The 14,389-nt window shown below is 41.8% G+C and carries 14 protein-coding genes and 1 other annotated feature; of the genes, 2 read left to right on the forward strand and 12 right to left on the reverse strand.

The features are described 5' to 3' along the window. Positions 1-13: 13 nt before the first annotated feature. The 4 genes from SORDD25_RS02035 to SORDD25_RS02050 form a co-directional block, all read right to left on the reverse strand. Positions 14-544 carry a YutD family protein gene (locus tag SORDD25_RS02035; RefSeq protein WP_061852433.1) on the reverse strand — a complete coding sequence of 177 codons (531 nt, stop codon included), beginning with the start codon at positions 542-544 and terminating at the stop codon, positions 14-16. 155 nt (positions 545-699) lie between these two features. Continuing rightward, positions 700-1,305 (reverse strand): superoxide dismutase SodA, encoded by a 606-nt coding sequence (gene sodA, locus SORDD25_RS02040; RefSeq protein ID WP_000974728.1) that lies wholly within the window; start codon positions 1,303-1,305, stop codon positions 700-702. 69 nt (positions 1,306-1,374) lie between these two features. Beyond that, complete coding sequence (holA, locus tag SORDD25_RS02045; RefSeq protein ID WP_061852434.1) at positions 1,375-2,412, reverse strand: DNA polymerase III subunit delta; 1,038 nt, start codon at positions 2,410-2,412, stop codon at positions 1,375-1,377. A 32-nt stretch (positions 2,413-2,444) separates the two neighbouring features. Further along, entirely contained in the window at positions 2,445-3,380 is a 936-nt protein-coding gene (locus SORDD25_RS02050; protein ID WP_061852435.1) for a dihydroorotate oxidase, read from the reverse strand. A 204-nt stretch (positions 3,381-3,584) separates the two neighbouring features. Here SORDD25_RS02050 and gdhA point away from each other — a divergent pair, with 204 nt between their 5' ends. After that, positions 3,585-4,931, forward strand: a complete 1,347-nt coding sequence (gene gdhA / locus SORDD25_RS02055) for an NADP-specific glutamate dehydrogenase (RefSeq protein ID WP_061852436.1) — start codon at positions 3,585-3,587, stop codon at positions 4,929-4,931. A gap of 31 nt (positions 4,932-4,962) precedes the next feature. Next, positions 4,963-5,448 (forward strand): GNAT family N-acetyltransferase, encoded by a 486-nt coding sequence (locus SORDD25_RS02060; RefSeq protein ID WP_061852437.1) that lies wholly within the window; start codon positions 4,963-4,965, stop codon positions 5,446-5,448. 160 nt (positions 5,449-5,608) lie between these two features. On the opposite strand, the gene SORDD25_RS02065 is transcribed toward SORDD25_RS02060, so the two are convergent. The 8 genes from SORDD25_RS02065 to msrB all read right to left on the reverse strand — a co-directional run bounded on the left by SORDD25_RS02065 (position 5,609) and on the right by msrB (position 14,371). Then, positions 5,609-5,977: an EXLDI protein gene (locus SORDD25_RS02065; protein ID WP_061852438.1), complete on the reverse strand. Its 369-nt coding sequence runs from the start codon at positions 5,975-5,977 to the stop codon at positions 5,609-5,611. A gap of 62 nt (positions 5,978-6,039) precedes the next feature. Next, positions 6,040-6,942: a DUF2268 domain-containing putative Zn-dependent protease gene (locus tag SORDD25_RS02070; RefSeq protein WP_061852439.1), complete on the reverse strand. Its 903-nt coding sequence runs from the start codon at positions 6,940-6,942 to the stop codon at positions 6,040-6,042. A gap of 413 nt (positions 6,943-7,355) precedes the next feature. Further along, the gene (gene rplL, locus SORDD25_RS02075; protein WP_001196964.1) at positions 7,356-7,724 is read right to left on the reverse strand and encodes a 50S ribosomal protein L7/L12; all 369 of its coding nucleotides are present in this window, start codon (positions 7,722-7,724) and stop codon (positions 7,356-7,358) included. Between the two features lie 74 nt (positions 7,725-7,798). Further along, entirely contained in the window at positions 7,799-8,299 is a 501-nt protein-coding gene (rplJ, locus tag SORDD25_RS02080) for a 50S ribosomal protein L10 (RefSeq protein ID WP_001287274.1), read from the reverse strand. 38 nt (positions 8,300-8,337) lie between these two features. Further along, positions 8,338-8,473: a sequence feature (ribosomal protein L10 leader region), on the reverse strand. A gap of 51 nt (positions 8,474-8,524) precedes the next feature. After that, the gene (locus tag SORDD25_RS02085) at positions 8,525-9,784 is read right to left on the reverse strand and encodes a TRZ/ATZ family protein (RefSeq protein WP_061852440.1); all 1,260 of its coding nucleotides are present in this window, start codon (positions 9,782-9,784) and stop codon (positions 8,525-8,527) included. Between the two features lie 114 nt (positions 9,785-9,898). After that, a complete protein-coding gene (locus SORDD25_RS02090) occupies positions 9,899-11,647 on the reverse strand; it encodes an ABC transporter ATP-binding protein (protein WP_061852441.1) in 1,749 nt (582 codons plus the stop codon). 1 nt (position 11,648) lies between these two features. Then, entirely contained in the window at positions 11,649-13,373 is a 1,725-nt protein-coding gene (locus tag SORDD25_RS02095) for an ABC transporter ATP-binding protein (RefSeq protein WP_061852442.1), read from the reverse strand. A 59-nt stretch (positions 13,374-13,432) separates the two neighbouring features. Further along, a complete protein-coding gene (gene msrB / locus SORDD25_RS02100; RefSeq protein WP_061852443.1) occupies positions 13,433-14,371 on the reverse strand; it encodes a peptide-methionine (R)-S-oxide reductase MsrB in 939 nt (312 codons plus the stop codon). Positions 14,372-14,389 lie beyond the last annotated feature (18 nt).

Below are 14,389 nucleotides of genomic sequence, written 5' to 3' on the forward strand. Positions count from 1 at the left end.
CCTTATTCTCTATCTATTTCTGACGAATGACAAAATGGCGCTGTCCCTTGTCCTCTTTCTGAGACTTTTGGTCTTTATGACGACGTCTATTTCTCTTATCCGCATTTGGTTTTCTCTTGTTTTGCGAAGGTTTCTTTCCTCTTCTAGGAAGGTTTTTCTCTTCCTTTTTACGCATTTTCTTGTCAAACGACGCACGCTTAGGTGCTTGGTTTTCTAGGACAAAATAAGCACAACCATAACTACAATACTCTAAAAGATAATCCTGTAAGCGACTAATCTTTTCAATTTTTTCCTCAGTACGTTCGTCTTTGTAAAAACCGCGTAGGCGAAGCTGTTCATTGCTCCAGTCCCCTACGACATAATCAAACTTGGTCAACACTTCTGAGAAGCGTTGATTAAAGACGGTCACATCGAAGGCATCCTTGATATTTTCAACCAAGGTAAAAGCAATCCCTTCAGTCTCAACCTTATCCCCATTTACCTGAAATTCTGGGCCAGGAAACTTGTTATAATTGTATAATTCAGGTGCAATTTCTTTACGCATAGTCTTCCTTTTCCGTGATTACTTAACACTCTATTTTACCATATTTTCTACAAGTTGGCACGAATATCCTGAAAATGAAAAAAGTCTGACGATTCTGTCAGACATCTGCTTGATAACCTTAAAAAGAGAAGATTGACTCTTCCCTCCCTATTTCATTATTTTGCTGCTGCGTAAAGCTCATCTACCTTATTCCAGTTGATTACTGAGAAGAAAGCTTTGATGTAGTCAGGACGCACGTTGCGGTATTTCACATAGTAAGCATGTTCCCAAACATCCAAGCCCAAGATAGGTTTTTTACCTTCTGAGATTGGTGTGTCTTGGTTTGCTGTTGAAGTTACTTCAAGCTTTCCTTCTTTGTTGACAACCAACCATGCCCAGCCAGAACCAAAGCGAGTTGTAGCTGCTGCTGTAAAGGCTGCTTGGAACTCTTCAAATGAACCAAATGTTGCGTCAATTGCTGCTGCAAGTTCTGCTGAAGGAGCAGTCTTTTCAGGAGTCATCAATTCCCAGAAAAGAGCGTGGTTCAAGTGTCCCCCACCGTTATTGATAAGCGCTTGACGGATGTCAGCTGGGATAGAGTCTACATCAGCAAGCAAAGCTTCAAGGTCTTCACCGATTTCAGGGTGTTTTTCAAGAGCTGCATTTGCATTGTTGACATAAGTTTGGTGGTGTTTGTCATGGTGCAAGTGCATTGTTTCAGCATCGATGTATGGTTCCAAGGCGTCGTATGCGTATGGAAGGTCTGGTAAGATAATAGCCATCTGTAATACCTCTTTTTCTTTCTATATGAAAATGATAACGCAATCATCCTCTTTTTTCAAGTTTTTTGCTCAATTTGCCTCTGCCGCGATCTGCAAAAGTACCTTTTCAAACAAGTAACCTTTTTCATAGATACCTGTCTTAATCTGATAGTCTGTTTCAATCAAATAAGAAATCGCTCGCTTGAGAAAATCTAAGGAAATCCCTCTCGAATCTCTCAATGCAAACTTGATTTGATAAGGATTAGGATTGCGCCCCAAGTAAGTTCCCAAACTGCTTACAATCTGCGATTCCGTCTGACCAGTCTCTGATAAAATCTTCACTTGGGTAAAGGTACGAAACTGTCCTAACATGACAGCTATGAGCTTGATTTCGTCTTCCCCTTGCAAGGTCAAATCTCTAACCAAGTCACGGGCCAGGTCAATCTTCTTAGCTAAAATAAGCTGAGTCAAATCAAAAATGTTGTCCTGCAAGGTCTTTGGAATAGCCTCGGCAATGTCCTTCTCCTCAATCAGGCCATCTGACTTATAAGACTGTAAAAAGAGGAGGTTTTTCTGGATTTCACTAAATTGAAAACCAGATTTGATGAGTAGATTTTCAAAAGACTTTTCTGCAAACTGCAGACCTTGTGTCTGACTCCATTTTTGGAAATACTGGCGGAGTTCTTGTTCCTTAGGTTCAATAGCATCAAAGACAGTCGCATCTCGTTTGAGCAATTTGACCAGCCGTCTCTTACTATCTAGCTTTCCTTCTGCAAATATCAATAACTTGGTTGTTGGCGAAGGGTTATCAAGGTATGCCTCAAACGACTTGAGCTCATCATCTGTTAAAAAGCGTTTCTTGACTGTTGTGATATCGACAAAATGGTCTAATATCACGATTTTCTCATCCGCAAAGAAAGGGAGACTGACCAGCTCCAACTCTAAGTCTTTATAAGCTACTTCTTTCATATCAAAGTAAGCAAAGTTGAGATCAGCTGGATCATAACCAATCTGTTTCAACACTTGACTCTTCATAACTTCAAACTGACCCTGGTCTGTCCCTGTAAATAGATTCAAGCTAGATAGATTTGATAAAGTCAACTTCTGACTGTCTTCAATAGCTAGCATCTTCTCTCCTTTCTTCTGATTTTTTAGTAACTTTAATCAATGTAGCGCAATTTCCCACGGAAATCTTCTAAGTTCTCATAACCTTTTTCTTCCATGATTCCTTTTAGTTCATTGGTAATGCGTTCAAAAGCACTGATACCTTCTTTGTGAAGAGTGGTCCCTACTTGCACCATACTCGCACCGCAGAGGATATGTTCAAAGGCATCACGACCCGTAAGAACGCCACCCGTTCCGATGATTTGGATTTGGGGATTTAAACGTTGGTAAAAGGCATGAACATTCGCTAGAGCTGTTGGCTTGATGTATTCTCCACCAATCCCACCAAATCCATTTTTGGGACGAATCACGACAGACTCATCTTCAATATAGAGACCATTTCCGATAGAATTAACACAGTTAACAAACTTGAGTGGATATTTGTTGAAAATAGCTGCCGCTTGATCAAAGTGAACAATATCAAAATAAGGTGGCAATTTGATTCCAAGAGGTTTGGTAAAGTAGGCAAATACTTCTGCCAAGATATAATCTGTTGTCTCAAAATCATAAGCAATCTGAGGTTTTCCTGGAACATTTGGACAAGAGAGATTAAGCTCTGTCAGTCCTTTGAATTCACTCTCTTGCACTTTTTTCAAGATGGTATGTGTTTCTTCTGGAGACATGCCAACTAGAGATAGGAAGAAAGTTCGGTTTGGCTCTTTTTCCTGCAAGTCCAAAAGATAGTTCAAATAGTAGTCTAAGCCATTATTTGGCAAGCCCATGGAGTTGATAGAACCAAGTGGAACATCCTGGTATCGTGGCTCAGGATTGCCCTGACGAAAGTCCAAGGTCGCAGTCTTCGTAACAAAAGTACCCGCCGCTGAGTTTTTGACTCCTTCAAGCTCTTCTATCGTCATACAAGCCACACCCGCTGCATTCATCAAGCAATTGTCAAACTCAAAGCCAGCTATTTGTGTTTTCGTTGATACCATGATTCTGATCCTCCAGATTCCTTTTATTTCTAATATTATACCATACTTTAAGATTTTCTCTTTGAGAAACTAATTTCTATATAAAACGTTCGGTTTTGTAAATTGAAAGAATTTTTAGAAAATTTCTGTTTTTTTCTTTACACTCAAAAAAAATTCTGCTATAATGGCTCATGTAATAAAATATAACAACAAAAGGAGAACGATATGACATCTGCTAAAGACTATATCCAAAGCGTGTTTGCAACTGTGAAAGCTCGTAACGGGCATGAGGCTGAATTTCTCCAGGCGGTTGAAGAATTCTTCAGCACTTTGGAACCTGTATTTGAAAAACATCCCGAGTATATCGAAGAAAACATCTTGGCACGTATCACTGAGCCTGAGCGCGTAATTTCTTTCCGAGTTCCTTGGGTTGACCGTGATGGAAAAGTCCAAGTCAACCGTGGTTACCGTGTTCAATTCAACTCAGCTGTTGGACCATATAAAGGCGGACTTCGTTTCCACCCAACTGTAAACCAAGGGATTTTGAAATTCCTCGGCTTCGAACAAATCTTTAAAAACGTTTTGACTGGACTTCCAATCGGTGGAGGTAAAGGTGGATCAGACTTCGATCCTAAAGGGAAGACTGATGCTGAAGTGATGCGCTTCTGCCAAAGCTTCATGACTGAATTGCAAAAATACATCGGACCATCACTTGACGTACCTGCTGGTGATATCGGTGTTGGAGGACGCGAAATTGGTTACCTTTACGGACAATACAAACGTCTTAACCAATTTGATGCGGGTGTCTTGACTGGTAAACCTCTTGGATTTGGTGGTAGCTTGATTCGTCCAGAAGCAACTGGTTATGGTTTGGTTTACTACACTGAAGAAATGCTCAAAGCTAATGGTAACAGTTTTGCTGGTAAGAAAGTGGTTATTTCAGGTTCTGGTAACGTAGCTCAATATGCTCTTCAAAAAGCAACTGAACTCGGCGCTACTGTCATCTCTGTATCTGACTCAAACGGTTATGTCATCGATGAAAATGGTATCGACTTCGACCTTCTTACAGATGTTAAAGAAAAACGCCGTGCTCGTTTGACTGAGTATGCAGCTGAGAAAGCAACTGCAACTTACCATGAAGGTTCTGTATGGACTTACGCTGGTAACTACGACATCGCTCTTCCATGTGCGACTCAAAACGAAATCAATGGTGACGCAGCTAAACGTTTGGTTGCTCAAGGCGTTATCTGTGTATCTGAAGGTGCTAACATGCCTAGTGACCTTGATGCGATTAAAGTCTACAAAGAAAACGGAATCCTTTACGGACCTGCCAAAGCTGCTAACGCTGGTGGTGTAGCTGTATCAGCGCTTGAAATGAGCCAAAACAGCCTTCGCCTCTCATGGACACGTGAAGAAGTTGATGGACGCCTCAAAGACATCATGACAAACATCTTCAACACAGCTAAAACAACTGCTGAAACATACGGACTTGGTACTGACTACCTTGCAGGAGCAAATATTGCTGCCTTCGAAAACGTAGCAAACGCTATGATTGCACAAGGTATTGTTTAATTAGTCGATACATCCTATCGGAGGACAAATGATGAACTTACGGCCAATGGAAGTAAGAGATAATCCAGCTGTAGCGCAGCTCATTCGAGCTAGTCTTGAAGAATTCGGGCTTGACAAACCTGGAACTGTCTACTTTGATTCTCATCTAGATCATTTGGCCGACTACTATCAACAGCAAGAGAGAGCAGCTTACTTTATTCTGGAAGATGAAGGTCAGCTGGTTGGCTGTGGTGGCTTTGCACCTGTGTCTGATAAGATTGCTGAATTACAAAAACTGTATGTCACTAAAAATAGCCGTGGCAAAGGTTATTCCAGCAGGTTGATAAAGCGGATATTTCATGAAGCCCGCCTAGCAGGTTATGAACAACTTTATCTAGAAACCTCTACTGAACTGGCTACGGCCGTAGCCATCTATCAACACTACGGTTTCACATCACTGCAAGAACCACTTTCTAACGCCGTCGGCCACCCAGCTATGAATATCTGGATGATAAAATCCCTCTCATTAGATGAATAGATATCAATATACTCTGGTCGAGTTGAGGGCATCAGTACCAACACCCTCAACACAGCTAAAACAACTTTTAAAAATGTAGCCTAGGCTATGATAGTAAAGGTATTGTTTAAGCACTATCAAACTAGAAGAAATCCGACTGCTTATCAAAGCAGCCGGATTTTTATATATCTAATTTTTCAAAAAATTTGCCTGCTATCTGCTTTTCTTTTAGCTTCTCCAGCAGCTCATTTTCCAGAAAAGGGCTTAGTTCGTCAAAATCTTGGCAAACCTTAAAAACCGTCTCTCTATCCATCTGACCATAAGCTAATTCATAATAGTCCTTATGATGATGCCAGTTCTGGTCATAGTTGACATCTGTTCGCTGATAGTAAACGATATTCTGCTTCGGAGTCAGGTAAAGCCTCTGTGTTAGAATGCTTTTCTGATCTTTGGACAACTTACTACGACTGAAAATCTTAACACCTTGAAAAATCTTGCGCTCATGGATACCCTGATTTGTGACTTTTAATTCAACTCTTTTATAGTGCATATAGTCACCTCCAAAAATTACCTACATTATATCAAACTCTGGCAGATTTGCAAGCAAAAGTGTCATTTCCAAAAGTCTTTCGTCGCCTCTAGAATCTCTTCCGTTGATGTCACAGTAGCCTCAATAATGCTCTTGCCAGTCTTTTTCAGATAAGCTTGTATCAGATGATAACCATAAGCATAGCCCACAGCATAAGGCATACCAACCGGAATTTGACCCTGTATCTCCGCGATTTCATCACCATAGAGATATGGTGCCATTTCCGCCATCCCCGTTAGCTGAAGCTGACTGGAGATGATGGGCTTAATCTCTTCTAACTGCTCTGGACTGGTTGAAGTGACCCAAGGCCCAATGAGATCTTTGCCATAGAGCTCAGCAGCAAAAGACTCTGCCAATCCTTCACTGACTACCCAGTCTGCTAGTGTCGTCTGCTGGTTCCATTTGACAAATCGAAAGCGGACATTGTGATTGCACTCGTGAGCCAACGCAGCCTGCACACGTGGTAAAGTATAGTCATTTGGTAGCAGACTAAGCATGAGGTAGCCTGGAATTCCACCATCTCCGCTATAACCCTTATTGAGCTGCAACATAGGCTTTTCTGGATTGCCCAATAAAATAGTAAAATGATAATCCTCAACCTCTAAATCATAGCCAGCCTGCTCAAAAAGACCGATACTCCTCTTGATGGTACCTTGACAATTTTGCCAGAGTTGATCAGAGCTCAGAGCATCAATAGCCGGTCTATCCTTTTCTGACAGAGTGCCGGGTAGCTGATTCATAAAACCAAGTAGGAATAGAGCATCAAATCCTCCGGGATACTTGGCTTTCAGAGGAATATGTTGAGTTTGGTATTTGATTGCAAAAGGTGCTAATATTTTAGCTCGAAAACAGCCCTCTCTCTTTTCTAAAGGAAGTTCGAGCATCTCTTGATAAACTTTATCCGAACGAATCATATTAATTTTCATAGTAATCTCCTTTTCTAATTTTCACCAGTATACACCCTCCCCTAAGGTCAGAGTCAAGAAGAAAATTGAAATATCTATTAAAATTTCATTGAAATTACCTCAAACCGTTCGAAAATTACCTTCAATAAAGTTCTTTAATACTGAGATTATAATATCCGGAGTATCAATAAATTAAAAACTTACTTTTCTACTGTTAATAGGAATGATGATACTAGAAAGAAAATAAATCCTGAAGGGTAAAAACTTGGATCATTTTTTATAGAAAGCCTATTATTCAAAAGTTGTTTGTCTCCTAGATAAACTATATAATTAGTTTGCCCCTTTTTTTACCCCTTCTTGAACAAAAAGAAAAACCTCTACTCTTACGAATAGCGGTTTAATCATGTTTTCAAGCTACAAAAGTAGTTGCTCTATTATTTAAGAGTAACTGAAGCTCCAGCTTCTTCCAATTTAGCTTTGATTTCTTCAGCTTCTGCAGTTGGAACGCCTTCTTTGATGACACCTGGTGCACCATCAACAAGTTCTTTAGCTTCTTTAAGTCCAAGACCAGTGATTTCACGCACAACTTTGATAACGCCAACTTTTTTGTCACCAGCAGCTGTCAACTCAACGTCAAATGAGTCTTTAGCAGCACCAGCGTCAGCAGCACCAGCTGCAGCAACAGCTACAGGAGCAGCTGCAGTTACACCAAATTCTTCTTCGATAGCTTTTACAAGGTCGTTCAATTCAAGGATTGAAGCTTCTTTAATTTCAGCAATAATGTTTTCAATGTTCAATGCCATTGTTATTTCCTCCAAATAAGTTTTTAATTTTATAATAGTTTTTCCGTAGCTAGGCTACGCTGCGTAGCTTAAGATTAAGCTGCGTCTTCTTTGTTGTCTGCAACCGCTTTGACTGCAAGAGCAACGTTGCGCACTGGCGCTTGAAGTACAGAAAGGAGCATAGAAAGAAGTCCTTCGCGGTTTGGAAGAGTTGCAAGAGCAACGATTTCTTCTTTAGATGCGACAGCGCCTTCGATTGCACCACCTTTGATTTCAAGTGCTTCAGCGTTTTTAGCAAAGTCGTTCAAGATTTTCGCTGGTGCGATAACATCTTCGTTAGAAAATGCTACTGCAGATGGTCCAACAAATACTGATGCAAGATCTTCAAGACCAGCTTTTTCAGCTGCACGACGTAAGATTGAGTTTTTAATGACTTTATACTCAACTTCGCTTCCACGAAGCTCACGACGAAGAACTGTATCTTGCTCAACTGTCAAACCACGAGCGTCTACAACGACGATAGATGCAGCAGCTTTCATTTTTTCAGCTACTACGTCAACTAGTTCCGCTTTTTTAGCAATAATTGCTTCACTCATTAGTGTGTTCACCTCCGTAATTATTTTGCTTGGGGAATTTTTCCAAAAGAAAAACGCGCCCAAACCTAGACACGAAAGTACAATACGCTTCTTTTTACATGATACGTTTTGTCCTCGGTAGGATATTTATGAGTCGAGCTCCCCTACTGTCTTAGGCAGTTTTTTCAAACCGTATATAAGTATAGCATAGACAAAAAAAGAATGCAAGATTTTTGCAAACTTTTTTTAAATCTCTACTGTCAAAACTTTGCCTTGCTTAACCACCTGTTCTCCAGCGATATAAACATCATCAACATCACTGGATTTGACAGCATAAACCAGATGAGAGAGCATATTTTTCTGAGGTTGATGATGGATTTTTCCTTGTGGTTGAATGACCAGAAAATCTGCCTGCTTGCCGACTTCTAGGCTTCCTATCTGCTTTTCCATTCCTAGAACCTTAGCTCCTTCGATCGTCAGTGCCTTAAGGGCTGTCTCGATAGGGAATTGGCTGGCATCTCCACTCTTCATTTTCTGAAGAAGGGCTGCGGTCCGTCCTTCCTCAAACATATCTAGATTATTATTGGAAGTAACTGAGTCAGTCGCAATTCCGACTGCTACTCCTGCTTTTTGCAGTTGGATGATTGGAGCGATTCCTGAGGCCAGTTTTAGATTACTGATAGGATTGTGGGCGATAGCCACATGAGAAGTCGCCAAGCGTTCAATTTCTCGTTCGTTTAACTCGACCCCGTGAGCAAAGACGGACGGATGATCTAAATAACCCAGTTCTTCAAGAAAAGTAAGGGGGCGTTTGCCATAGCGTTTCAGGATAATTCCTGATTCCTCCTTGGTCTCCGCCACATGGATATGGATAGGAATATTCAGCTCTTTTGCCATATCTAAGCTCTCTTCCAGCAAATCTTTACTACAGGTGTAGGGAGAATGAGGGGCTACCATAACCTTGAAATTTGGGTTTTCATATCCTAAGATTTCTTCTATAATGGATCGTGTTCTGCTTATAGTCTCAGCAGTTGTTTCTGCCTCTGAAGAAAAGAGGGTCGGTGAGAAATAACAACGCATCTTAGACGCCTTGACTGCCTGATAAATTCTCTCAATATCCACACCATTGGGATTATACATATCGTTGAAGCTTGTTGTTCCTGACTGGAGCATTTCTGTCAGAGCCTCTTTGACCGCCTTGGTAGTCATGTCGGGAGTAAATCCTGCTTCTGCTGGCCAGATAAAGTCATTGAGCCATTCGTGGAGATTGCTGTCATCCCGAATCCCTCGCAAACCTGTCATAGCAGAATGGGTATGGCAATTGACCAAACCAGGCATGATCCAGGCTCCCTGATAGTCTATAATCTGCTCAGCTTGCTCTAAAATCTCTGGCTCCTCTTGGCCGACATAGACGATTTGAGAGTCCTTAACGGCTAAGATACTATCCAAATAAACATGGAAATCTTTGTCACAAGTCACAATATTTACATGCTGATAGACTTTCATTATAGGCTCCTTTTCTATAAGACAATTTACAGTGAATAATTTTTCTAGCTATTGTAACAAAAAAGTCACCCGAAGGCAACTTTTTTCGTTCATAAGATTTTAAAATAGAAAGGATTATTCAGAGCTAAAAGCTGCAACCTTTTGCATTTGGTAATACTTGTCCTTTCTAGCCATGAGATCCTGATGGTTACCATGCTCAACAATATCACCATCTACCAAGACAAGAATCAAATCCGCATCCTGAATAGTTGACAAACGGTGAGCAATGATAAAGCTTGTGCGCCCCTTCATCAGTTTGGTAAAGGCATCCTGAACTAGCACTTCTGTCCGTGTATCGATGGAAGAAGTCGCTTCGTCTAAGATAAGAATCTTTGGAATAGCTAGAAAGACTCGGGCGATGGTCAAGAGCTGGGCTTGGCCGACAGAGAGAGATTCTCCTGCATTTTCCAACTTGGTATCGTATCCCTGTGGCAACTGTTGGATGAAAAAGTCTGCATTGGCTGCCTTTGCAGCAGCAATCACTTGCTCCCGACTGGCATCAGGATTCCCAAAGGCAATATTGTCATGAATGGTTCCTTGCTTGAGCCAGGTTTCTTGGAGTACCATGCCAAACTGCTGTCTCAATGATGCTCGGGTATAATCATAAATGGATTTCCCATCTAACAAGATATCTCCCGAGTTAATGGGATAAAAACGCATGAGGAGATTGATAAGAGTTGACTTACCAGCACCTGTCGGACCAACGATGGCTACCTTGCTACCAGCTGGGATATCGATAGACAAATCCTTAATCAAAACCTTCTCAGGATGATAGCCAAAAGAGACATGTTTAAAGGAAATAGCACCCTTGACTTGGTCACTGGTCAAGACTTCCTTACCTGTTTCAGCCACCTCAGGACTCTCTAAGACAGCATAAACACGCTCTGCACAAGCGAGAGCACTTTGCAATTCGGCTAGAACCGAAGAAATATCGTTAAAGGGCTTAGTGTACTGCTGGACATAGTTCAAAAAAGTCACTAAACGCCCAATAGTCAAGGTTGAACCCATCATGATACGATAGGCTCCCACTCCAGCAAGAAGGGCATAGATGAGTGCATTAACAAAGCGAGTCGAAGGATTAACCGTTGATGAATAAAAGATGGCTGACTGAGAATAGCCTGCGTAGTTGGCATTCGCCTCGTACAGTCTTTGGACAAACTCTTCCTGAGCATTAAAGGACTGGATAATGGTCTGCTGGCTAAGCGATTCTTCAATCAACTGAGTTTGAATCCCTCTGGTCTCTGTTTGTTTCTGGAAGAGATGATAAGAGCGTTTAGCAATAAAACGTGAAATCACCATGGACAGGGGTGTCAACAGCAAGACCAAGAGGGTCATGAGGAGATGAATTTGGAGCATGGCTAGAATACTAACCAAAATCATCAAAACTCCAATGAAAAATTGATTGAAAATCATGGTCAAACCAGCTGCCAACTGTTCTATGTCTGTGGTCACACGACTGACCATCTCTCCACTGCCCTGCCGATCCACAAAAGCAATCGGTAACCGATGGAGCTTATGAATGATTCGCTCCCGCAAGTCTCTGGTATAAGAGAAGATTAGACGATTATAAAGAAGAGGATTGACCCATTGTACCAGAGTATTTCCTATGACTACCAAAATCATCTGAATGAAAATCTGCCAAAAAACTGGTGAAGAATCAGCTAATAGAACCTGGTCAATGACCTGCCCAATCAAGATAGGTAGGTAGATCGATAAAGCAACTTGGGCAATAGTTCCTAGAAAGGCTAGGAAAAGGAGGAAGGGATGGCTTGCTAAATCTATGGCCAAACGTTTGAGCGTCTGGTTTGCGGTTTGTCGTTTCATGCTAGTCCTCCTTTCCATGTTGGGATGCATTGATTTCGCGATAGACTTGGCTAGTCTTCATCAATTCCTCGTGCTTGCCAATAGCTAGTAGCTCACCTTTTTCCAAGAGGAGAATCTGGTCTGCCATCCTAAGTGTCGAAGTCCGTTGAGAAATCAAGATTAAGCTCGTATTTGGCAAGTTCTCTCTAATAGCTTTCAAAAGCTTGGACTCAGTGATGGTGTCGAGGGCTGAGGTCGCATCATCTAGGATGAGAAATGGAGCTTGGCGCAAGACTGCTCGTGCGATAGACAGCCTTTGTTTTTGTCCACCTGAGAAATTTCGACCTCCTGCCTCAACCAGGGCATCCAAGAGTCCTTCCTTTTCACTGACAAAATCCTTAGCTTGCGCAATCTCCAAGACCTGCCATAGTTGCTGGTCAGACACTTCTCGATTAAAACCCAGAGTCAAGTTGGAACGAATAGTTCCTTTAAAGAGTTCGACCTTTTGGGGCACATAGGCAATCCAAGACCGCCACTGCTCAAGATTAAGAGGACTACGTCCATTTCGATAAAGGTCAATGCTCCCCTTGTCTGCTGGATAAAGTCCAAGTAAGACTTGCACCAAGCTTGACTTACCAGAACCTGTTCCTCCAATGATACCAAGGATTTGTCCTTGAGTCATATCAAAGGAAATGTCTCTCAGAGAAGGCTGGGCTGCATCAGGATAGGTAAAGGTCAATTCTTGGACTTGTAAAACCTGATTACTGGTAGCTTGCTTTTGTTCTAACTCCGAATGGATATCTTCTGGAGTTTCAGCAAAGACTTCCTCGATTCGCTTAGCTGAGATATAGGACTGGTTGAGAGAATTGATCAGCATAGCTAGTTTGACCAATTCCACCAAAATCTGTAAGAGATAGTTGATAAGGGCAATGAGAACACCTTGGCTGAGTAAACCTCCTTGTATAGAAATATATCCCTGCCAGATGATGACGAGAAGAGTTCCATTAACAATCAGATAGGTCAGAGGGGTTAGTAAACTAGACCAGAAACCTGTTTTTTCTTGTAATCTGGCATAAACTTGGTTAAGGGTTTGAAAAATCTGTAACTCTCGTTTTTCTTGCCCAAAAGCACGAATCACCCGCATCCCTTGTAATTGCTGGCGCGTTTCCTGAACCAGTTGGTCCGTTTTCTTTCTGAGACCACTGTAGAGAGGATTGACCAGACGAGAGAGCCCAACAATAACGATTGTCAAAATCACAACCATGACCAAAAACCAGAAAGTCAGCTCAGCTGAGATGCGATAGGCCATAAAGATTGCTCCAAAAACGATAATAGGCGCTCTCAAAAAGAGGCGCAGGAATTGATTAATCCCAGTCTGAATCTGGTAGGTATCCGAAGTCAAACGGGTCACCAAGCTAGAAGTTGTCAAACGATCTCTGCTATCCTTGGGTAAGGAAAGAATATGACGATAAAGGTCGTCTGTCAGTTCTTTGGCAAATCCAACCGCATCCTTGGCTGAGTAAAACTGGGCTACCAAGGCCACTAAAACGCCAATTACTGCAAAGACGAGGAGCAGGCCAATCTGCATCCAGAGGTGTCCTTGATCTCTCTGGGGCAAGGATTGGTCAACAATCCCAGCAATCACCATGGGAACCAAAAGTTCAAAAACAGCTTCTAGCAGCTTGAACAAGGGTGCCAAAATGGATTCTTTGATGTAGGGTTTGAAGTAAGATAGTAAGTGTTTCATAAGTCCCTTCTATTCTTATTCTGGAAATGAAGAAAGTGGGAAGCCCCACCATCTCCGTTTTATTTGTTTAAGTAAGGTAATAGATAGCCATATCCTGCTTTTTCCATCTCATCCTTGGCTACAAAGCGCAAGGATGCAGAATTAATACAGTACCGCAGGCCACCTAATTCCTGAGGTCCATCTGTGAAAACATGACCCAAGTGAGCATTGCCTGACCGAGAACGAACTTCGATTCGCTCCATTCCATGACTCAGGTCTTTGTAATAGTGAATCAACTCCTTAGAAATCGGACGACTAAAACTTGGCCAACCACAACCTGAGGCAAACTTATCCTTGGCGAAAAAGAGTGGCTCACCCGTCGTGATGTCTACATAAATCCCTTCTTCAAAGGTTTGGTCATAGGCATTGGTAAATGGAGCCTCTGTAGCAGCTTCTTGGGTAACACGGTAAGACTCTTCAGTTAGGCTTTCCTTCAACACTTCTTGACTAGGCTTTTCATAGTTAGATGCGTCAATCAATGGCTTCTCAGCATCGGTCACATCGATATGACAGTGACCGGAAGGATTTTTCTTGAGATAGTCTTGATGGTAGTCTTCTGCTAAAATGTAGTGGCGAAGTTTCTCCACCTCTACTGCAATCTTTCGACCCAGCATACGCTCCTGCTCCTGCACCACTGTGTAGATAGCTGGCAAGTCTGCTTCATCCTGATAATAGATTCCCGTTCGATATTGGCGACCACGATCATTTCCTTGTTGGTTGATTGATAAGGGATCAATGACACGGAAATAATAAAGCAAAATCTCTCGAAGTGACACTGCTTTCTCATCATAAATCACTTGAACTGTTTCTGCATGGTCTGTTTCCTTGAGTAGTTGGTAATTGGTCGTTTCGATTTGACCATTAGCGTAGCCAACATTGGTTGCTAGCACTCCAGAAATACGTGAAAAATATTCCTCTAAACCCCAAAAACAACCACCTGCTAGATAAATTTCTGCCATCTTTATTTCTCCTTTATC

The sequence above is a fragment of the Streptococcus oralis genome, from assembly GCF_001579525.1.
Classification (GTDB): domain Bacteria; phylum Bacillota; class Bacilli; order Lactobacillales; family Streptococcaceae; genus Streptococcus; species Streptococcus oralis_M.